At 44.8% G+C, this 20,637-nt stretch carries 17 protein-coding genes and 1 riboswitch; of the genes, 9 read left to right on the top strand and 8 right to left on the bottom strand.

Going from position 1 to position 20,637, the window contains the following annotated elements; all coding sequences use genetic code 11:
- Positions 1-216: 216 nt before the first annotated feature.
- The 4 genes from H3V14_RS06515 to H3V14_RS06500 all read left to right on the top strand — a co-directional run bounded on the left by H3V14_RS06515 (position 217) and on the right by H3V14_RS06500 (position 4,998).
- On the top strand, positions 217-1,452 hold the full coding sequence (locus tag H3V14_RS06515; protein WP_198227432.1) for a putative DNA modification/repair radical SAM protein: 1,236 nt from the start codon (positions 217-219) through the stop codon (positions 1,450-1,452).
- Entirely contained in the window at positions 1,449-2,948 is a 1,500-nt protein-coding gene (locus H3V14_RS06510) for a UdgX family uracil-DNA binding protein (RefSeq protein ID WP_198227430.1), read from the top strand. The genes H3V14_RS06515 and H3V14_RS06510 overlap by 4 nt, the downstream gene beginning before the upstream one ends.
- A gap of 260 nt (positions 2,949-3,208) precedes the next feature.
- Positions 3,209-3,514: a hypothetical protein gene (locus tag H3V14_RS06505; protein WP_198213376.1), complete on the top strand. Its 306-nt coding sequence runs from the start codon at positions 3,209-3,211 to the stop codon at positions 3,512-3,514.
- Between the two features lie 575 nt (positions 3,515-4,089).
- The gene (locus tag H3V14_RS06500; RefSeq protein WP_198227428.1) at positions 4,090-4,998 is read left to right on the top strand and encodes a hypothetical protein; all 909 of its coding nucleotides are present in this window, start codon (positions 4,090-4,092) and stop codon (positions 4,996-4,998) included.
- Positions 4,999-5,322: 324 nt separating this feature from the next.
- Here H3V14_RS06500 and nrdF read toward each other — a convergent pair whose 3' ends face one another.
- From nrdF to nrdH, 4 genes are all read right to left on the bottom strand, one after another.
- Positions 5,323-6,291 (bottom strand): class 1b ribonucleoside-diphosphate reductase subunit beta, encoded by a 969-nt coding sequence (gene nrdF / locus H3V14_RS06495; RefSeq protein WP_198213380.1) that lies wholly within the window; start codon positions 6,289-6,291, stop codon positions 5,323-5,325.
- A gap of 13 nt (positions 6,292-6,304) precedes the next feature.
- On the bottom strand, positions 6,305-8,386 hold the full coding sequence (gene nrdE / locus H3V14_RS06490) for a class 1b ribonucleoside-diphosphate reductase subunit alpha (protein ID WP_246785098.1): 2,082 nt from the start codon (positions 8,384-8,386) through the stop codon (positions 6,305-6,307).
- 62 nt (positions 8,387-8,448) lie between these two features.
- Positions 8,449-8,865 carry a class Ib ribonucleoside-diphosphate reductase assembly flavoprotein NrdI gene (gene nrdI, locus H3V14_RS06485; RefSeq protein ID WP_198227424.1) on the bottom strand — a complete coding sequence of 139 codons (417 nt, stop codon included), beginning with the start codon at positions 8,863-8,865 and terminating at the stop codon, positions 8,449-8,451.
- A gap of 1 nt (position 8,866) precedes the next feature.
- Positions 8,867-9,088: a glutaredoxin-like protein NrdH gene (gene nrdH / locus H3V14_RS06480; RefSeq protein ID WP_075870203.1), complete on the bottom strand. Its 222-nt coding sequence runs from the start codon at positions 9,086-9,088 to the stop codon at positions 8,867-8,869.
- A gap of 229 nt (positions 9,089-9,317) precedes the next feature.
- Positions 9,318-9,536: riboswitch (cobalamin riboswitch) on the bottom strand.
- Positions 9,537-9,765: 229 nt separating this feature from the next.
- Between nrdH and H3V14_RS06475 the strand changes: the two genes are divergently transcribed.
- Entirely contained in the window at positions 9,766-10,980 is a 1,215-nt protein-coding gene (locus H3V14_RS06475) for an MFS transporter (protein WP_075916065.1), read from the top strand.
- 54 nt (positions 10,981-11,034) lie between these two features.
- On the opposite strand, the gene prmC is transcribed toward H3V14_RS06475, so the two are convergent.
- The 4 genes from prmC to secA all read right to left on the bottom strand — a co-directional run bounded on the left by prmC (position 11,035) and on the right by secA (position 16,640).
- Positions 11,035-11,886, bottom strand: a complete 852-nt coding sequence (gene prmC, locus H3V14_RS06470; protein ID WP_371809446.1) for a peptide chain release factor N(5)-glutamine methyltransferase — start codon at positions 11,884-11,886, stop codon at positions 11,035-11,037.
- A 2-nt stretch (positions 11,887-11,888) separates the two neighbouring features.
- On the bottom strand, positions 11,889-12,968 hold the full coding sequence (gene prfA / locus H3V14_RS06465) for a peptide chain release factor 1 (protein ID WP_198227422.1): 1,080 nt from the start codon (positions 12,966-12,968) through the stop codon (positions 11,889-11,891).
- Between the two features lie 196 nt (positions 12,969-13,164).
- On the bottom strand, positions 13,165-13,581 hold the full coding sequence (locus H3V14_RS06460; protein WP_075870434.1) for a Fur family transcriptional regulator: 417 nt from the start codon (positions 13,579-13,581) through the stop codon (positions 13,165-13,167).
- Between the two features lie 344 nt (positions 13,582-13,925).
- Positions 13,926-16,640 (bottom strand): preprotein translocase subunit SecA, encoded by a 2,715-nt coding sequence (secA, locus tag H3V14_RS06455; RefSeq protein ID WP_198227420.1) that lies wholly within the window; start codon positions 16,638-16,640, stop codon positions 13,926-13,928.
- Between the two features lie 447 nt (positions 16,641-17,087).
- Between secA and H3V14_RS06450 the strand changes: the two genes are divergently transcribed.
- From H3V14_RS06450 to mutT, 4 genes are all read left to right on the top strand, one after another.
- The gene (locus H3V14_RS06450; RefSeq protein WP_198227418.1) at positions 17,088-18,083 is read left to right on the top strand and encodes a peptidylprolyl isomerase; all 996 of its coding nucleotides are present in this window, start codon (positions 17,088-17,090) and stop codon (positions 18,081-18,083) included.
- 99 nt (positions 18,084-18,182) lie between these two features.
- On the top strand, positions 18,183-19,421 hold the full coding sequence (argJ, locus tag H3V14_RS06445; protein ID WP_198227416.1) for a bifunctional glutamate N-acetyltransferase/amino-acid acetyltransferase ArgJ: 1,239 nt from the start codon (positions 18,183-18,185) through the stop codon (positions 19,419-19,421).
- Positions 19,402-20,193, top strand: coding sequence for a GNAT family N-acetyltransferase (locus tag H3V14_RS06440; RefSeq protein ID WP_198227414.1), 792 nt, complete (start codon positions 19,402-19,404; stop codon positions 20,191-20,193). Before argJ ends, H3V14_RS06440 begins: the two co-directional genes overlap by 20 nt.
- Positions 20,190-20,603, top strand: a complete 414-nt coding sequence (gene mutT / locus H3V14_RS06435; RefSeq protein ID WP_075870435.1) for an 8-oxo-dGTP diphosphatase MutT — start codon at positions 20,190-20,192, stop codon at positions 20,601-20,603. The genes H3V14_RS06440 and mutT overlap by 4 nt, the downstream gene beginning before the upstream one ends.
- The last annotated feature ends 34 nt before the right edge of the window (positions 20,604-20,637 follow it).

Raw genomic sequence — 20,637 nt, 5'->3', positions numbered from 1 at the left:
AAGGCTTATTATTAACGTTTGGCTCAGGTCATTCGCAGCGGTAACGTTACAAAGTGGAACACAATGAGAAACACTTTGACCGATTAAGCCGGCTTTATCCGGAATAACACTGATATTCAGCAGAATTGTTGATTTCAGCGCGTGGTGAAACGTTATTTTTCCTTTACTTCCTCGGTTCCATGTCTATATTTCCAAAAAGAACAAATAGTGAACATAATGGTCAAAACGCTTAAACAAAAATTGGCAATTCTGGCTGATGCTGCCAAATATGATGCCTCCTGTGCATCAAGCGGTTCCACGCGTCAACCGCCCACAAGAAGCGGCTTGGGGTCTACGGCAAATATGGGAATTTGCCATTCCTTTACGCCTGACGGGCGCTGCGTTTCGCTGTTAAAAATTCTACTCACAAATTTTTGTATCTTTGACTGCGCCTATTGTGTCAACCGGTCTTCAAGCAATGTCGAGCGGGCTCGTTTTACCACTGACGAGGTGGTGTTTTTGACGCTCGAATTTTACCGCAGAAATTACATTGAAGGCTTGTTTCTTTCTTCCGGCATTATCCGTTCTCCGGACCAGACAATGGAGGAATTGGTGAAGGTGGCCCGCGATTTGCGAACCATTCACCATTTTGGCGGCTATATCCATTTAAAAACCATTCCGGATGCTTCGGACTCGCTTATCAAGGAAGCCGGACGTTATGCAGATCGACTGTCAATCAATGTTGAACTGCCAACAGAAAAAAGCATTAACCGCTTTGCTCCGCAAAAAAAGATCCTGACAATCAAACAAGCTATGGCAAATGTCAGGATTGATATCGAAGCCTCCAAAGACGCGACATTGCAGACGAAAAAAACGCAACGCTTTGCGCCCGCAGGACAATCCACCCAAATGATCATCGGTGCCGACGATGCCAATGATGCAACAATCTTGCAATCAAGCGCCGAGCTTTATTCAGGTTATCGGCTGAAACGCGTCTATTATTCGGCATTCAGTCCGATTCCGGATGCATCGAACCTGCTTCCTGTCAAGCGCCCGCCGCTTTTAAGGGAACACAGGCTTTATCAAGCTGATTGGCTTTACCGGTTCTATGGATTTTCAATGGAAGAGCTGACCACAAAAACAAATGGCGGCATGCTCGAACTTGAATTTGACCCGAAACTCGCCTGGGCGTTGCAAAACCGGCATCTTTTTCCGGTTGACATCAACAAGGCCGACAAAGAAATGTTGTTGCGTGTTCCAGGCCTTGGAGTGCGTAATGTGAAACGGATATTGATAGCGCGCCGGTTCAAGCGGCTCGATTTTTCGGATTTGAAAACCTTTCATATCAGCCTTGAAAAAATAAAACCGTTTGTGACTGCCGAACGTTGGACACCCAGAAACCTTCTCGACAGTTCACACCTTGCCGAGCGTTTTCGTGCGCGTCCCACTCAACTTGATCTATTTTCATCATGAAAACAATTATTTTGAAAAAACAGGGAGATTTTAACGAGTGGCGAACAAAGGCGCGTTTGCTATTGCAGGAAGACGTATGTCCGGAAAATGTGTTTTGGCATCACTATTCGGCTCCAACTTTATTTGATGGCGAGCCTTCTTCTCAACATTCAGAAAATTATCCGCCTACAAAAGACGGCCAAGAATTTCTGGTGCCCAAGCAGTTCATCAATCTTGCGAAAAATGTCATCTGCCACGAAAGCGAAGATTCGGCCGCCCTTTTATATCGCCTTCTTTACCGTTTACAGCAGGACAAAACTGTTCTTGAAAAAATTTACGACATTGATATCGCCACTGCCCTATCGCGGCAAAAGGCTGTTTGCCATGATATCCACCATATGCATGCGTTTTTACGGTTCAAAGAAATTGACAGTCTTGGCGACGATACTTTCAGGCGTTGTTTTACCGCCTGGTATGAACCTCAGCATTTCATTATTGCGGAAGCTATACCGTTTTTCTGCCGGCGTTTTGGTGACATGGATTGGCAAATTCTAACGCCGAAAGGCAGTGCGTTCTATTTTAACAAAAGTCTGTTTTTTGGCGAACCAATATTAAAAAAGCCGCAAAATAAAGATGAAATCGAAGAGCTCTGGAAAACCTATTTTGCCAGTATCTTTAACCCGGCGAGACTGAAAGTCAAAACCATGCAAAGTCATATGCCGAAAAAATACTGGAGCAACCTTCCCGAAGCGCAAATGATCGATAGTCTCATTGGTAATGCGGATACGCGCGTTGAAAAGATGGAAAGACAACCGGTTCTTCAACCTCCGCTCTTTCATTCCCGCTTATCGAAAAGGTGTGCTCAGAATATCTTGCAGACGAATTTAAAGTTGCAAGCAAAGTTTGGAACTTTGGATCATCTCAATAAAGGCGTCAAATCATGCAAGCGTTGCCCGTTGCATTGTTCAGCAACGCAGGCTGTCTGTGGCGAAGGGCCTGAAAATGCTTCTCTTATGATTGTTGGAGAACAACCGGGCGATCGTGAAGATCTTGTCGGTCGACCGTTCATCGGTCCGGCAGGGCAAATCTTTGAAAAGGCGGCTTACAAAGCCCACATCCAACGAAACGAAGTTTACATCACTAACGCCGTCAAACATTTCAAATACGAGCTTAAAGGTCGTAAACGCCTTCATAAAAGAGCTGATCGCAGCGAGGTCGAGCATTGTCGCTGGTGGCTGATGAAAGAAATCGATGTTGTCAAACCGAAACTTATCGTTGCCATGGGAAAAACGGCCCTGTTTTCTCTCACGGGTTTGAACGAGCCGATAACCGGTTTGGTAGGCAAAATAATCGAGACAGAAGAAAAATCACCGATTCTTGTCACTTTTCACCCGTCATATATCCTCCGGATCAAATCGGAAGAATTGAAGAAACAAGAGACTGCAAGATTCGAACAAAGTTTGCAGCTTGCAAGGCAAAAAATCGACTTTCTGAAAGACATGAGAGATACCTTCTAGCCTTTTTTGAAGCCACTTCACAAAAATCGTGATCCCGACTTGATAAACCTCCATTGGACGGGAATTAATGAATATTAACCTGTTGTTTTTGCTATATTTTGTATTATCACTTTTCCGTGATATATACATTTTAAAGTGATTTGAGATTGATTGCCGCGATGAAGATATAAGCGATAGAGAGTTTGGAAAATATCCAGATTGATCCAATTGCAATTAAAGCCGTTAGCCAAAGCTAAGGGCTCATAAAAACGGTGAATGAAATGAAAAAATTAATGTTTATTGCGCTTGCAAGTTTATGTGGTGTAAGCAGCGCCTATGCCAGTGGTTATGCTTTTGACGATGGTTCGCCGGTCAACACTTTTGTCATCGGTGCAAGTGCCCAATCAGGTGTCAACCATGGTTACACTGGTAATTCACGTGCTTATACACGGGCAAATGGATTCGGCGATGGTTCGGTCGAAGACAGTTATATTATCGGTCACGCGCAAAAATCCGGTGAAGCAACGCACGGAGTTTTGGCAAATGAAGCGCATTTTGGCGATGGTTCGCCTGTAAACCACCATTAATAAAGCAATCGCATAATATCCCTTCATTAAAAACCGGCTTTAAAGCCGGTTTTTATTTACCATCTTCAGGTCGTATTAAATTTTAAAATCGATGCCGACGAGATTTTTATTCAAGGTTATTTAACGGAAATTTTCAGTAATTCCAATTGTTTGGATGTCTTCAACCGAAGTGATAAAGAGTTTTGTATTCTGAAAAAATAATTTTTTATTTTTCGCATTTTTTAAAAAAATTTTAAACTACCTTTTCATCCGGATTTTATGGTATTCAACGGAAAGCATTCAATCGAACAATCACAACAATATTAAATAAATTTGTTGGAGAGTACTCGAAAATGAGATTTGAAAATTATTCTTCCTCCTCGCATGCGAACTCTTTCAAGAACCGGATAATCTCCAAATGGCTTTAAATTGCTATTTCGCTGTTTTTTAATCTTGGCTATTCAGTTTGCTGCTCTATATGGCAGAAAATCCATGCCCCTAATTGCTTGGAGACAAAAATAAGAAGAAATATAAAACTGGCATCGGGCGCGACTTATATTTCTTTAGGCCCTAAACTAAAGCTAAATATTTGAAAAATGACAATTGCAACCAAACAGACAGCTCTTTCCAAGATTGAACTTATCGGAGTCATAGTCTCGGTTACTGATGACAATCCGAAAGTTATTACCGTCGGACCTCAACAAAAATTACCGTCAGGACCGCTCAAAAACTATAAACAGAGTTTACAATCAACTCTGCGCGATTGGGTGAACACACGAACAGGGCATCCCGTCGGTTTTCTCGAACAACTTTATACTTTTACCAATCGCGACCGAGTTATATCGGAAGGCAATATGCCTACTGTCTCGATTAGCTATTTGGGGTTGGTACGCGAGCATGACGGGTTTTTGCCTGAAGTCGAGTGGCATGACTGGTACGAACATTTTCCGTGGGATGATTGTCGCAACGGGAAACATTCATGCGTTGATAAAATTATCGATGCACTTAACGCGTGGGCGGAAAAAGATCCGCAGACATGCGCCTTTAAAAAGCGCAGGATTTCTTTTCTCTTCGGCTGTAACGGTTTTTCATGGAATGAAGATTTCATACTTCAAAGATACGAACTTTTGTATGAAGCAGGATTGATTGCCGAAGCAGGTGGGAGCCTATATGCTGGTACGCCGATGTTTGCTGATGATCGCCGGATTTTGGCAACAGCAATTGCAAGACTTAGAAGAAAAATCAAATATCGTGCTGTTATATTCGAGCTTTTGCCCGAAAAATTTACCTTATTGCAGTTACAAAAGACAGTTGAGGCCATTATTGGAAGGCGCCTTCATAAGCCGAACTTCCGTCGCTTGACCGAACAACAAGGTATTATTGAAGAAGTCGGGGAATTCGAGACAAAAACCGGTGGCAGACCCGCTAAGTTATATCGTTATCGGCAAGAGATTATCGAGTCCTGCGTCATCTCGCTTTCCCGTTTTCCGATTGCACGTTCATAACGCGAAGGGCGAATAGATGACGCATCGGTCAAAACTCTGTTGTCTGCAATAGTTTGATACACAATAGTTTCACCCCTTCTGATGCCATTGAACAAACTGAAGAAACCGCGCTTTAAGCTGTTTTCAAGCAATCGGTTTTTTACATGATCAAGCGCCAGCCCTCTGATGAGGCGGCAGCTTTGGTGCCCAATATTTGCCGCGGCGCTAGTGATTAGTTTCGTTGTCCATAGATTTTAATGGGCATTACGTTTTGGCAAATTGCGTGTTGCATTTTCTTTAAGAAGAGAAGAGGAGCACTCTTCTCTTCTGTTTTTCTTTAAAGTTTTAAAAATCCCAATCAGCGTCTTCTGTCGCTACCGCTTTACCGATCACATAAGATGAACCGGAGCCTGAAAAGAAATCATGGTTTTCATCTGCATTCGGTGAAAGAGCTGAAAGAATGGCCGGATTGACTTTGCAAATATCTGGAGGAAACAGAGGCTCAAATCCCAGATTCATTAATGCCTTATTCGCGTTATAGTGTAAAAATACCTTCACTTCTTCGCTCAAATTTACTCCGTCATAAAGCTGTTCGGTATATTTTGTTTCTATGTCGTAAAGCTCCATTAAAAGCGTATAGGTAAAATCCCTGATTTCATTCTGCTTGCTTTGAGGAAGTTTGTTGAAGCCGATTTGAAATTTGTAACCGATATAATAACCATGCACCGCCTCATCACGAATGATCAGCCTGATAAGGTCGGCAGTATTGGTAAGTTTTGCCCGACTTGACCAATACATCGGCAAATAAAAGCCGGAATAAAACAAAAAGCTTTCCAGAAAAACCGAAGCAATTTTTCGCTTCAAAGCATCACTGCCATTATAATAATCAAGAACGAGTGCCGCCTTTTTCTGGAGACAAGCATTGTCTTCCGACCAGCGATAGGCTTCGTCGACATCCTTTGTCAGGCATAACGTCGAAAAAATTGACGAATAGGAACGGGCATGGACTGCTTCCATAAAAGCAATGTTGGTGAGCACCGCTTCCTCGTGCGGAGTGATTGCATCCGGCAAAAGCGAAATGGCGCCAACAAAATTTTGCATTGTGTCAAGAAGAGTAAGTCCGGTGAATACGCGGATGGTCAATTGCTGTTCTTCTGGTGTCAAACTTGCCCATGACGAGACATCATTGGAAAGCGGTACTTTTTCAGGAAGCCAGAAATTTCCTGTCAATCTGTTCCAGACCTCGAGATCTTTTTCGTCTTCAATCTTATTCCAGTTGATAGCCGGAATGGTTTTTAAATAGTTTGTTAGCATCAGAAATTTATCCTTAAAGGCTACAGGAAACACAGGTTTCGACTTCGGTCCCGCTCAAGGCCTTTTGGCGTAGCCGTACATAATAGATGGTTTTGAGTTTTTTCTTCCACGCGTAGATTTGCGCTTTGTTGATATCGCGCGTCGTGGCAGTATCCGGAAAGAACAGCGTTAATGACAAGCCCTGATCGACATGTTGACCGGCTGCGGCATAAGTATCAATGATCTTTTCAGGACCTATTTCATAGGCGTCCTGATAATATTCAAGATTATCATTGGTCATATAAGGTGCCGGATAATAAACCCGACCGATCTTGCCTTCTTTGCGTATTTCTATTTTTGCAACAATCGGGTGAATGGACGCTGTGGCATTATTGATATAGGAAATCGAGCCGGTGGGCGGAACCGCCTGTAAATAACGGTTGTAAAGCCCCCATTTTTTTACCGATTGCTCAAGCTCCTGCCAGTCTTTCACATTGGGAATTATGAAATGGCGATCGGCAAAAAGCTTTTTAATGCGTTGTGTTTCCGGCTCGAACTTTTGAGTAAGATATTTTCTAAACGCACGCCCATCGGCATAGGCTGATTGTTCAAAACCTTGAAATGTTTTGCCCTTTTCTTTGGCAATAAGGTTCGAGCTTCTCAATGCATGATAGGCAACTGTATAAAAATAGAGATTGGTGAAATCGAGTGCTTCCGGAGAGCCATAATAAATATGCTCCTTGGCAAGAAAGCCATGCAAATTCATTTGACCGAGGCCGATAGCGTGCGCCTCGCGATTGCCCTTTTCAATGGATGGTACACAGACAATATCGCTCATTTCGGAAACCGCTGTTAAAGCCCGGACCGCTGTTTCAACCGTTTTTCCGAAATCGTTGGACTGGAAGGCTTGAGCGATATTGAGCGAACCGAGATTGCACGAAATATCGTTACCGATGTGACGATAGCTCAAATCGGCATTCAATGTGCTCGGCTCATTGACCTGAAGAATTTCGGAGCAAAGATTGCTCATATTGATGCGTCCGGCAATGGGGTTAGCGCGATTGACCGCATCTTCGAACACAATATAGGGATAACCCGATTCAAACTGGATTTCGGCCAGAGTTTGAAAAAAATCGCGGGCATTGATTTTTTTCTTGGTGATGCGCGGGTCATCAACAAATTTACGATAATGTTCGCTCAAAGATATGTCGGATAAAGCTTTGCCCGTGACCCTTTCTACATCATAGGGTGAAAAGAGGTACATATCCTCGTTATTGCGCGCAAGCTCGAAAGTAATATCAGGGATGACCACACCAAGGGAGAGCGTTTTAATGCGAATTTTTTCGTCGGCATTTTCCCGCTTGGTATCCAGAAAACGCATAATATCGGGGTGATGGGCACTTAAATAAACCGCCCCTGCCCCCTGCCTTGCGCCCAATTGATTGGCGTAAGAAAATGCATCTTCAAGAAGTTTCATGACCGGCACAATACCGGACGACTGGTTTTGTATTTTTTTGATCGGTGCGCCTCGTTCTCTGATATTGGTGAGACACAAAGCGACCCCACCACCGCGCTTGGACAATTGCAAAGAAGAATTGATTGCACGACCGATCGACTCCATATTGTCTTCAACCCGCAGAAGAAAACAGGAAACAAGTTCGCCGCGCTGTTTTTTGCCGGCATTGAGAAATGTTGGCGTTGCAGGTTGAAAGCGGCCGGTCATCATTTCATCGACAAGTTTTTCACAAAATTTCTTGTCGCCTCGTGCAAGTGTCAACGCCACCATAACGACACGATCTTCGTAACGTTCGAGATATCTTTTCCCGTCGAAGGTCTTGAGCGTGTAGCTCGTATAATATTTGAAGGCACCCAAAAACGTGGGAAAGCGGAATTTGAACGCATAGGCACGTTTGAAAACTTTTTTTATAAAAGCAAAGTCGTAACAATCGAAAACGGCTTTTTCGTAATATCCTTCACGCACGAGGTAATCGATCTTCTCTTCAAGATCATGGAAAAATACCGTATTCTGATTGACGTGCTGCAAAAAATATTGCCGCACGGCTTCACGGTCTTTATCGAACTGGATAAGCCCGTTATCGTCAAAAAGATTGAGCATTGCATTCAATGAGTGATAATTTTGGGAATGATCATTTTGGGAATGATAATTTTTGTCACTATCTAAAGTTTCTGTTTTTTCTGCGCTATCTGTTTCCATAATTTTCCTAATCCTTGTCTGACAAGGTTCACGTCTTCTGTTGTCCCCCTGAGCTCGAAACTATAAAGCCAGGGCACACGACACTTTTGAGAAATGACTTTTCCGGCAAGCGCATAAGCCCAGCCGAAATTACGATTGCCGCCAGCAATAACGCCTTTAAGAAATTGCCGGTTTTCTTGATCATTGAGAAAATTGATAACGGTTTTAGGCACTGCCCCATCGCCTTTGGCACCGGCGTAAGTCGGTACCACCAGAACATAAGGTTCAACCACTTTCGGAATTGCCGTTTTTTTGAAAAGTCTTAAAGACGGTTCACCGATTTGTTGCACAAAATAATCGGTATTGCCGGTGGCACTCGAATAATAAACAAGAAGTGCCATATCATTCGAGCCCGTTTATTTTATCAGGTTGGAAACCGGCCCAGTGATTGTTTCCGGCAATAACCACCGGCAACATTTTATAACCCAAACTTTCGATATAGGATAAAGCCTCCGCATCTTTGGAAATATCCACAATATCGTAAGAAATATGTTTATTATCCAATGCCTTGTATGTTGCTTTGCATTGTACGCAAGATGGTCGGCTGTAAATTGTAATTGTCATGATTTTTCCTGATTTTTGGTTGCAAAGTCCCGCCTGCTTTCTTCCTTGAGAAAGCAGCATAAGAGACGTTTTTTAAAAGTTGCGCCGATAAGGCAAACTTCAGCCGGTCAGGAAAAATGATTAAGAATCTTGAACATAAAACTTCCTTCCCGAAGCAATGTGGGGGATATGGCTAAGCCCACATCCGCACAAAACACGGCCGGAAAGGCCATAACCAGAACACCCCGTCTGTTGACATTCAATTCAAGGCAGGTCTCCTGGCTCATGGCTTGAAGCGCCAAAACCACCTTCCCGGGTGACCCCAGTGGCATACGGTTCTGACTTACCATTTACAGTTGCGGGGGCAGCTTCGGCTTTCTAATAAATTACCGAATTCCCTCTTAGCTCTTTCATCCGATTTCGAATCTCAAAATTCGAATCAAAGAGAACCCTGAACACAATATCTAGTATCACTCATGAAATTTGCGTCAATATGTTTTAAAAAGCCAAGTCAGATTATATACAATTTTTACGCGTTTTGCGAAAAAGGGATCACGCAAATTTCCCTTTTACAATGTCACTTTTTGTTGACGGTTCAATTATATAAATTGAATTTAGATTTTTATGAAATTACATTAGAGCCACCCGCCATAATAGCGGAGAGTTAATCGGGGGGAGGTAGATACTCGGAGTATAAAATGACTACCTCAACAGCCACTAAGGCTGAACCTGGTGTACAAAGCGGAACGACTTTATATAAGCGCATAAGCGTGGCAATGTTTTTTGCCGGCTTCGCAACTTTTTCTCTTCTTTATTGCGTTCAGCCACTACTACCATCTTTCGCAAACCACTATCATATAACGCCAGCGAACAGTTCGTTGGCGCTTTCTATATCAACGGGCTTTCTCGCCTTTTCCATTCTTCTTTCAAGTGCTTTTTCCGAAGCGCTCGGCCGCCGCGGTTTGATGACCGCATCGATGATCGGTGCTTCTGTTCTGAACATAGTCGCAGCTTTTGCGTCGAGCTGGCATTGGCTTCTTGTCGCACGTGCGTTGGAAGGCATTCTCTTAGGGGGCGTGCCGGCCGTTGCGATGGCCTACCTTGCCGAAGAAATTGCACCACGAGGATTCGGAAAAATCATGGGGCTTTATGTCGGTGGTACGGCATTCGGCGGCATGATGGGCCGGGTTGGTATGGGCAGCCTTATCGAGTGGTTCAATTGGCAATGGGCGTTGGCTATTATCGGTATTATCGATTTGATTGCAGCCATTGCGTTCTATTTTCTGTTGCCACCATCCAAGAACTTCGTCGCCGTACACGGCATCAATATCCATCACCACATAAGAGCATGGATAGGCCATATCGGCTCGATACGGTTGCTTTACATTTATCTTTTCATCGCTTTGGTGTTCGGTGATTTCGTTGCGATTTTGAACTATACCGGCTTTCGTATGAGCGGAGCACCGTTCTTCCTTAGCCCGACTGAGATCGGCTTTATCTTCCTGAGTTATGTTTCAGGTATTATCGTTTCGCCGATTGCCGGGAACCTGACCAATAAATATCACCGCAGCTCGCTATTGTTCATTTCCGTTGCGATTCTGGCTTTAGGGCTGATTTTGACCCTCACTAACAGTCTGTTCTGGTTTATTGTCGGTATCGTGTGCGTAACAATCGGTTTTTTCTCCGCTCATGCGGTGGCAAGCAGTTGGGTTGGGCGCATTGCAGTTGGAGCAAAAGGGCATGCGACAGCACTTTACCTTCTGTTCTACTACATGGGATCGAGCTTCATCGGTGCTTTTGGCGGCTGGTTCTGGTTCCATGGCGGCTGGGACATGGTCATCGCCTTTACCGGCACGCTCGTCATCATTGCATTTATATTCTGCTATTTGTTACGGCGCCGTGAACTGGCTTAAATTTTTCATTGCTATAGAAAAATGAAGCAAATGCTAAGAACGTGAGTTTCACGGTCAGCAAAACAACAAGGCGCGCAAAATACCATTCAAGTCTTTGCGCGTCTTTTTCAATTCAAAACCATTCTCTGAAAAAAGAGCAATCACGTCTTTTTCCTGACCTTTGCCAATTTCAACCGCAATCATTCCATGCGGTTTCAAAAATGGTCGGCTTTCTTCGGCGAGCTTCCGATAAAATTGAAGTCCGTCTTTTCCGCCGGACAAGGCTCTGAGCGGGTCATATTTTTTCACCTCGGTTGCAAGGATGGAAATTTCGCTTTCCGGAATATAGGGCGGGTTCGATATAATCATATCGAACTTTCCTGACAAACCAGAAAACCAGTCGCTTTTTAATGAGCTGAAACGATCTGCTACTCTTGCGCTTTCCGCGTTCAATGATGCTGTTTTTAAGGCGTCCTCGCTGATATCGACAGCCGTTGCCTTAAGCCCGTCAACATTTGCCAGAAGAGCAATTGCAATGGCCCCTGTTCCAGTTCCCATATCGACAATTTCGGCTTCCTCGTACCGATCAGCAATAGAGCGAATTTCCGGGAACACCAGATCGACAAGCGCTTCTGTATCATCTCTTGGTTCAAGAGTATCAGCGGACAGATGAAATTCTATCCCGTAAAATTCCCGTTTTCCGATAATCCGGTAGACCGGCTTACCATTCAGACGTTCAACAATTGCCTTATCAAGCCGTTGCAAGGCGTCTTCGCTCACTTGAAAATCGGCATTGAGGATTTCATCCTTTCGCGTCGTCGATGTGAAAAACTCGACCAGTAGGCGAGCATCAAGATCGGCATTGTCCAATTTTCTGTTGCGAAACAGTTTTCTTGTTTTTTTCAAAACGTCAGAAAGACTTGCCATAATCAGCCGTTATTGCCGAGTTCTGCAAGCAAACTCGCCTGATGATCGGCAATTAATGCGTCAATCAACTCGTCAAGTTCACCTTCCATAACTCTGTCAAGCTTATAGAGCGTAAGATTTATCCGGTGATCTGTCACACGACCTTGCGGAAAATTATAAGTTCTAATGCGCTCGGAACGGTCTCCCGAACCGACCTGACTTTTACGGGAAGCAGAGCGTTCACTGTCGGCCTTTTGTCGCTCCAGATCATAAAGTCGTGCCCGTAAAATTTGCATCGCGCGTGCGCGGTTCTGGTGTTGGGATTTTTCGGCCTGCACAACCATAATACCGGTTGGCAGGTGAGTGATACGCACAGCGGAATCTGTTGTGTTGACATGCTGGCCACCAGCGCCTGATGCCCGCATTGTATCAATCCTTATATCTTCCGGTTTGATTTCGACATCAATTTCCTCCGCTTCAGGTAAAACCGCAACGGTTGCCGCCGAGGTATGAATGCGCCCACCGGCTTCCGTTTCCGGAACACGTTGAACACGGTGCACACCCGACTCGAATTTCAACCTCGAAAACACGCTCTTTCCTGTGACAGAAGCGATAATTTCTTTATAGCCTCCGACATCCCCTTCGCTTGCGGAAACCACTTCCACTTTCCAACCGTGCAAACTCGCATAACGTTCATACATGCGAAAAAGATCACCTGCAAAAAGAGCAGCCTCCGACCCGCCGGTACCTGCACGTATTTCCAAAATTGCACTTTTTTCGTCAGCAGCATCTTTCGGCAATAGCTCGATTTGAACATCATGTTCCAATTTTGCAATTTTGTCTTTCATGCCGGGAAGTTCTTCTTCGGCAAGACCACGCATTTCCGGATCAATTGAATGATCTTTCAACATGGCTTCAAGGTCATTTGCTTCATGATGAGCTTTATTAAGTTCGCGTATCAGACCGACAACAGGTTGCAATTCGGAATATTCCGAGGCGAGTTTTACATAGGTCTCGGCATCCGGATTATTCGCCATTTCACTTTCGATCATCTCGAAATGCTTTTCGAGTTGATTCATACGCTCTTGCGGTAATGCAACCATATTTTTCAAAGGCCTATATATTTATATGGATCAATCGTTCCGATCACTGACTAAGACCGGTCAAATCTTTGATAATGCACCACAAGCTGCTTGCCAATGCCAAAACGGCATTTGCTCGACGTGAATTTGAAAAACAAGCGTCTTTTTGCACCATTCATCTTGAGATGAACACGTTTTTTAAAGACAAACCTCTCATCTAGCGCTTGCGTTTCTTCCCATAAAGTTCAAAGCGATGATGAATAATGTCATAGCCTAATGAATGGGCAATTTCTTCTTGCAATTTTTCAATCAGGTCGGAGCGGAATTCAATAACATCGCCGGTGTCGATATCAATGAGGTGGTCGTGATGCTCGCGATCTTTCTGTTCAAAACGGGATGGCCCGCCTTCAAACTCGTGCCGTTCGATTGCTCCGACTTCTTCCAGAGCCTTCATTGTACGGTAGACCGTTGACAACGAAATCGTTGGATCTTTTTCACTCGCACGTTTGAAAAGCTCGAACGCGTTCGGGTGATCCAGATTATTATTAAGAAGACCAAGAATAATACGCCGTTGCCTCGTAATTCTGAGGCCGCTTTTGCGTAATTCTTTTTCATAATCGGGCTTATCTTCCATGATAACTACTGAACCGTTCATCTAATTGCGTAAAAGAAAAAAGAGTTTTTCATTCAGATTTTATAACTTGCATATAAGTTTATTAAAACCCCTGAATGTAACCTAAAATAACCGGACAAGTTAAGCTTGCACCACGTTTTAAATAAAACTCTTTTTGACCAATCCGGCTTTCAAATATTTATTCATATTTTCCAACCATTACAAAAATTTGCTACAAGCACAAATAGACGCAATTTTGCGTCAATTTAAATTTTCAGAATGTCGAGCGAATAAATTCCGATTTTTTGTAACCGGAATTTTTATCTTATGTAGCACAAATTAGAAAGGCGATACTGTTTTATCGTTTAAACAAACGATCCATGGCAGTGTTTGTATTTTTTACCTGACCCACAGGGACAAAGTTCGTTACGTCCGACTTTCCCCCATGTTGTCGGATCTTTCGGATCACGTTTGGATGGTGCAACGACAGTGTCGTCCTGCGCGCTAACCGAAACCAGGCCATCAGCGTCGTCCTGACCGTTAAATTCCGGATGATCAGCATGCATTTCCGGAAGCGGAGCCGGTTCGCTCGGCTGTTCAACGATTTCAAAGCGCATAAGTTTGGAAACCACGTCACGCCGCAAATTGGAAAGCATTGCCTGAAAGAGTTCGAAAGATTCAGTTTTATATTCGTTGAGCGGATCACGCTGACCATAACCGCGGAATCCGACGACAGAACGCAAATGGTCAAGATTGACCAGATGTTCACGCCATAATGTATCAATACTTTCAAGCAACATAGCTTTGCGGAAATAGGCCATGACTTCCGGGCCGAACCGTTCCGCACGCTCTTTTGCCCTTTCGTCCATCGCTTTCTTGACGCGTTCCAATATCTGTTCTTCGGCAATGCCTTCTTCTTTTGCCCAATCTTCAACCGGTAAATCGAGGTTGAACAATTCTCGTAATTGGTCACGCAGTCCGACAGCATCCCATTGTTCGGAATAAGTTCCATGCGGCACGTATTTTTCAACGAGATCCTCTATAACTTCATCGCGCATTTCTGCGATCATATCTGTCAGATCTTCCGAATCCATAACCTCCATACGTTGTTCAAAAATAACTTTTCTCTGGTCATTCATGACATCGTCATATTTCAGGAGATTTTTACGAATTTCGTAATTGCGCGCCTCGACCTTTTTCTGCGCTTTTTCGAGTGCCTTGTTAATCCACGGGTGGGTAATTGCCTCGCCTTCTTTCAGGCCGAGTTTTTGGAGCATTCCGTCCATGCGGTTGGAACCGAAAATGCGCATAAGATCATCTTGTAATGACAGATAGAATTTCGACCGTCCGGGGTCACCCTGACGACCTGAACGACCACGCAACTGGTTATCAATACGCCGGCTTTCATGGCGTTCTGTCGCCAGAACGTAAAGGCCACCGGCGGCAAGTGCCTTTTCCTTCAATTTTGCAACATCTTCTTTAATTGCCGCAATTTTTGCTTCGCGTTCGGGACCTTCAGGAACATCTTTCAATTCCTGTTCAACACGCATATCGACATTGCCGCCAAGCTGGATATCGGTACCGCGACCTGCCATATTAGTTGCAATTGTAATTGCACCGGGCACTCCGGCCTGTGCCACGATATAAGCTTCCTGTTCGTGATAACGGGCATTCAATACATTAAAACCGGTAATGCCGTCTTTGCGCAGACGATCAGCCAGATGTTCGGATTTCTCGATTGATGTAGTACCAACCAGAATAGGCTGCCCGCGTTCGTGGGAGGCACGGATATCACGAACAATTGCCTGATATTTTTCTTCGACAGTGCGATAGACCTCGTCATTCTCGTCGATACGTTTGACCGGCAGGTTGGTCGGAATTTCGATAACCTCGAGGCCATAAATATTGCCGAATTCTTCCGCTTCGGTTGCCGCAGTACCGGTCATACCGGCCAATTTGTCATACATGCGGAAATAGTTCTGGAAAGTGATTGAAGCAAGTGTCTGGTTTTCCGGCTGGATAGCGACATGTTCCTTGGCTTCCAAAGCCTGATGAAGCCCTTCCGAATAGCGGCGCCCCGGCATCATACGACCGGTAAATTCGTCAATGATCATGACTTCGCCGTTACGCACAATATAATCTTTGTCGCGCGTAAACAATTTATGGGCTTTCAACGCATTGTTGATGTGATGCACAATCTTGACATTTTCGATGTCATAAAGGCCGTGCCCCTTTAACAGCCCTGCCTCGGCAAGCATTTTTTCAACTTTTTCTGTACCGACTTCGGTAAAAGTTGCTGTCTTCTGCTTTTCGTCGATTTCATAATCTTCGGGCTTCAGCGGCGGAATAAAAGTATCAATCTGTTTATAGAAATCGGTACGATCTTCAAGAGGTCCGGAAATGATAAGCGGCGTTCTTGCTTCGTCAATCAGAATAGAATCAACTTCGTCGACAATCGCGTAGTGATGTCCTCGCTGAACCATCTGGCTACGATCAAATGTCATATTGTCACGCAGATAATCGAAGCCGAGTTCATTGTTGGTGCCATAGGTGATATCGCAGGCATAAGCAGCGCGACGCTGGTCGTTATCAAGGTCATGAACAATAACGCCGGTTGTAAGACCAAGAAAACCGTAAAGCTTCCCCATTGTTTCGGCATCGCGTTTTGCCAGATAGTCGTTAACCGTGACGACGTGTACCCCTTTGCCTTCCAAAGCGTTGAGATAGACCGGCAAGGTTGCCATCAATGTTTTACCTTCACCGGTACGCATTTCCGCAATGCCGCGATTATTCAAAACAATACCGCCAATAAGCTGGACATCGAACGGTCGCAAACCGAAAACGCGCTTGGAAGCTTCTCTTGCAGTTGCAAAAGCTTCTGGCAAAAGAGAATCAAGTGTTTCTCCCTTTTGTAATCTTGCGCGGTATTCATCGGTTTTTTGCCGCAATTCACTATCGCTCAATTTTTTGAATTGTTCTTCGAGTGCATTGATCTCTGCAACTTTAGGGCGAAGAGATTTTACCCGACGTTCAAAAGCCGAACCGAATAATTTGCGCGCAAGGCCGCCTAAACTGACCATTTCTGGTCCTTTCCGATGTTAGTTACTGGCGCTTGATGAACGCCGGTTGAATGACGTACACGCTTTAACCTTCAACGGCAGAGCATGCAACAGACTATGGCTGCAAGAATGCCGACAAAGTCTTAAAACCTGAAGTATACCCAATATTTACGACACAGATAGGTGTCGCGACTTTTTCTGTCAACATTGAGGCCGAAGTTTATATCCATGAGAAATATGGATAAAAAACCGCATAGTTTCCAAATTTTACACCCGTTTCGGCTCACTTTGCACATATTTTGGAAAGTGGGACAACACCCGAATATCACAATAGCCACAGAAAAGATGTGAATTTTGCCCAAAATTCCAAACATTTTTATCAACTTGTCAAACAACATGGTATGAATGTCCCGAATTTAACCAAAATTTCAGTCCAGAACATCTTGTCTGTTCGCAAGGAGACCGTTTATGAAATCCATTCCCCTAACCCTATTGCTGTCGTCGGCTCTGCTTCTTGGCACCAGCCTGACATCGTCAGCACAGAATGCTCCTCAACCTCAACAGAGCACACCGGACGCTGCCACTCCGGCCCAGCCCAAATTGCCGGATCCTTCAGGAGCACCCGCAGCACAGCCTGAAAAACCGGTTGATCCGTCACATGTGATGGCTGTCGTCGACGGCAAAAATGTGACTGCCGGCGACCTTGACGCCATGGCCAATGACATTGATCCGGGACTTGCCCGTCTACCCGACCAACAACGCCGGATTACCGTTTTAAAAATTTACGTCGATATGAAGACATTGTCCGATGCAGCGTTGAAAGACGGGCTCGACAAAACACCCGAATACGAAAAACGCATGGCTATTATGCGCGATAATGTTCTTCAGCAGCTTTATTTCAAAAATTCCATTGTTGATAAAATTACCGATGACGATGTCAAAGCACGTTACGAAAAGGAAATCGCTGGTCTTCCCAAGGAACAGGAAGTTCGCGCCCGCCATATTCTGGTAAAAACCAAGAAAGAAGCTGAAGATATTATCAAAAGCCTCGATAAAGGTGCGAAATTCGACGAGGTTGCCAAGGAAAAATCAAGCGAAAAATCGGCTGCTACAACAGGTGGCGATGTCGGTTACTTCAGCCGTGGGCAAATGGTCAAGCCGTTTGAAGACGCTGCCTTTGCTTTGAAAGTTGGCGAATATACAAAAACACCGGTTGAAAGCCCGTTCGGCTGGCACATTATCAAGGTTGAAGACCGTCGCGAAAAACAGCCACCTGCATTGGCCGATGTCAAAGACGGTATTCGTAATATGATTGCACGCGAACGCTACGTCAAAATGATTGGTGATCTGCGTGGAAAAATGGACGTCAAATATCCCGATGAAGATGTCGCTAAAATGATGCAGAAGCCCGATAGCGACACGGGTGATCTTCCCGGAGAACAGCCCGAGGAAGAAGACCAATAAGCTTCTTTTTGATTTTATGATAAATGCCGGACAATTAGCTTTTCAAATGCTTTGTCCGGCATTATTGTTTTTTAAATTTCCATTTTTCAAGAGGTTGCTATGGTTGGCAAAATTTCTCCCCTTGCACCAAAGGCTTATCCCGAAATGCCGTTAATAAAAGGCGTCCGTCTCGATACTGCCGAAGCGCATATCAAATATAAAGGCCGTACCGACCTCCTGTTTATTGTTTTCGATAATGAAACAAGTGTCGCCGGAGTGTTCACTCGGTCAAAATGTCCGTCTGCCCCTGTCGATCATTGCAGAAAAATTCTTTCTCATGGGGTGGCGCGTGGCGTTGTTGTTAATTCCGGTAATGCCAACGCATTTACCGGCAAAAAAGGGATAGCAACGACGGATGCCACGGCGAAAGCGGCAGCCGAGGCATTGGGTGCTACTCCGGAAGAAATCTATCTTGCATCCACCGGCGTTATTGGTGAACCAATGGATGCTTCGCGCTTTACCGGTTTGCTACCTGAAATGGCAAAAAATGCCAAAGAAGACAAATGGCTTGAAGCCGTCAAAGCCATTATGACAACGGATACGTATCCGAAACTTGCAACGCGAACCGTCGATTTTGATGGTCACCCGATCATCATTAACGGCATTGCCAAGGGTGCCGGAATGATTGCCCCCGATATGGGAACGATGCTTTCATTTATTGTGACAGATGCTCCCGTGCATCCGGCAATTTTACAGGATATATTATCCGATAAAGTGCGCGATACCTTCAATGCGATTACAGTTGATAGTGATACTTCGACATCAGATACCCTTCTTTTGTTTGCTACCGGTACAGCTGAGGGAAACACCAAACCGCTCAATCAAAAAAATGACCCGCGTTACAAAATTCTAGCCGACGGCATTTATGAAATTCTGCACGAGCTTTCTTTGCAAGTCGTCACTGACGGTGAAGGAGCCCATCATCTTATCGAAGTTAAAGTCGAAGGTGCAACGACAAATGAAGCGGCTAGAACCATTGCCCGTTCCATTGCCAATTCGCCACTGGTAAAAACCGCAGTCGCCGGTGAAGATGCCAATTGGGGACGCGTGGTTATGGCAGTCGGTAAAGCCGGAATGGAGGCCGACCGCGACCGATTGTCAATCTGGTTCGGCCCCCACCGCTTGGCCGTTGATGGCGAACGTGATCCCCGTTATAGTGAAGAGGAAGCCTCGAACTACATGAAAGGCTCCCATATAGTCATTAAAGCCGATATTGGCTTGGGTAATGGCTGTGCAACGATATGGTCATGCGATTTGACCAAAGAATATGTCGAGATTAATGGTGACTACAGAAGTTGATAATTTGGATCGCCGGAGTACAACTCTGGCCGAGATACGCCGGCTTGAAGCACTTTCTGCCCGTGCGTGGCCGACAGAGAAAGAATTTTATGATGGTGTCTGGGCTTGCCGGTCAACGCCGGATTTTCCATCGGACCGCATCAATTCGGTGACCCCGCTTGATCCTGATGATAACAAAAATATGAGGGAACGGGTCAAACACCTCTGTTTTGACAACGGCGTGTATAAGCGGCCACTTCGTATGACACCGCTTGCCCCGCTCGAGCTTTTCGACGAACTCAAGCAAAACGGTTGGGCAAATTTCAAAGATGTGGCTGTGATGGCTCTTAAACCACTTCCCCATATTTCTAGATCGGATGTCAAACTGAAAGCTATTGATGTCGAAGCTTATAGCAAATTGACTGTGCTGAACCACACCCATGAAAATCGCTATGCCGAGATTTATTTCAAGCTTTTAAAACGTATCAAAGGAAAGCCTTCATTTTTTGAACTCGACCGTGATGGTCAAGTGATCGGCAATATCATTGCTGTAAACGATTTCGGTCAGGTCGGGCTTATCGATTTTGCAATCGTTCCGGGTTTGAGAGGGCGCGGCCTTGGCGGACTAGCATTGCAAAGCCTGATCAGCACGATCAGCCGGAAGTCGGCTGAAGTCCCCATTGAATGTCTGTGGTTGCAGGTGGAAACTTTGAACAGTGCAGCATGGCGCCTTTATACCGATGCAGGTTTCAAAACAATTTACCATTATCAATATTGGAGACCGGGCGTTTGACCAATTCAAAACCTATTCTTCTTGTCGTCGCCTGCGCGTTGATTGATGCCGACAATCGCGTGTTACTGGCAGAGCGCCCGAAGGGAAAGACACTGGCCGGATTATGGGAATTTCCCGGAGGAAAAATCGAGCCCGGGGAAACGCCCGAAGAAGCTCTCATTCGCGAACTTCATGAAGAGTTGGAAATCACTGTAAATGAAACTTGTCTGTCACCGATGACTTTTGCAAGTCACACTTACGAAAAATTCCATCTATTGATGCCGCTTTATATTTGTAGACGTTATGAAGGAATAGCAAAGGGAGCCGAAGGACAAAACCTTAAATGGGTTTCGGCTTCCAATCTTGATCACTATCCGATGCCGCCTGCCGATAAACCGCTTATACCTATTTTGAAAGACATTCTTCTTTAACAATTTCTTTACGTTGTTTGACAAAAATGTCGCA

This window comes from Bartonella sp. W8151 (assembly GCF_016100385.1).
Lineage (GTDB): Bacteria > Pseudomonadota > Alphaproteobacteria > Rhizobiales > Rhizobiaceae > Bartonella > Bartonella apis.
The sequence above is the reverse complement of the archived record's forward strand: the minus strand, read 5'-3'. Positions and strand labels throughout refer to the sequence as shown.

Excerpts from the sequence above, each read along its gene's own strand:
- H3V14_RS06515 (WP_198227432.1), top strand. The coding sequence starts at position 217 with ATGGTCAAAACGCTTAAACAAAAATTGGCAATTCTGGCTGATGCTGCC.
- H3V14_RS06510 (WP_198227430.1), top strand. The coding sequence starts at position 1,449 with ATGAAAACAATTATTTTGAAAAAACAGGGAGATTTTAACGAGTGGCGA.
- H3V14_RS06505 (WP_198213376.1), top strand. The coding sequence starts at position 3,209 with ATGAAAAAATTAATGTTTATTGCGCTTGCAAGTTTATGTGGTGTAAGC.
- H3V14_RS06500 (WP_198227428.1), top strand. The coding sequence starts at position 4,090 with ATGACAATTGCAACCAAACAGACAGCTCTTTCCAAGATTGAACTTATC.
- nrdF (WP_198213380.1), bottom strand. The coding sequence starts at position 6,291 with ATGCTAACAAACTATTTAAAAACCATTCCGGCTATCAACTGGAATAAG.
- nrdE (WP_246785098.1), bottom strand. The coding sequence starts at position 8,386 with ATGCTCAATCTTTTTGACGATAACGGGCTTATCCAGTTCGATAAAGAC.
- nrdI (WP_198227424.1), bottom strand. The coding sequence starts at position 8,865 with ATGGCACTTCTTGTTTATTATTCGAGTGCCACCGGCAATACCGATTAT.
- nrdH (WP_075870203.1), bottom strand. The coding sequence starts at position 9,088 with ATGACAATTACAATTTACAGCCGACCATCTTGCGTACAATGCAAAGCA.
- H3V14_RS06475 (WP_075916065.1), top strand. The coding sequence starts at position 9,766 with ATGACTACCTCAACAGCCACTAAGGCTGAACCTGGTGTACAAAGCGGA.
- prmC (WP_371809446.1), bottom strand. The coding sequence starts at position 11,886 with ATGGCAAGTCTTTCTGACGTTTTGAAAAAAACAAGAAAACTGTTTCGC.
- prfA (WP_198227422.1), bottom strand. The coding sequence starts at position 12,968 with ATGGTTGCATTACCGCAAGAGCGTATGAATCAACTCGAAAAGCATTTC.
- H3V14_RS06460 (WP_075870434.1), bottom strand. The coding sequence starts at position 13,581 with ATGGAAGATAAGCCCGATTATGAAAAAGAATTACGCAAAAGCGGCCTC.
- secA (WP_198227420.1), bottom strand. The coding sequence starts at position 16,640 with ATGGTCAGTTTAGGCGGCCTTGCGCGCAAATTATTCGGTTCGGCTTTT.
- H3V14_RS06450 (WP_198227418.1), top strand. The coding sequence starts at position 17,088 with ATGAAATCCATTCCCCTAACCCTATTGCTGTCGTCGGCTCTGCTTCTT.
- argJ (WP_198227416.1), top strand. The coding sequence starts at position 18,183 with ATGGTTGGCAAAATTTCTCCCCTTGCACCAAAGGCTTATCCCGAAATG.
- H3V14_RS06440 (WP_198227414.1), top strand. The coding sequence starts at position 19,402 with ATGGTGACTACAGAAGTTGATAATTTGGATCGCCGGAGTACAACTCTG.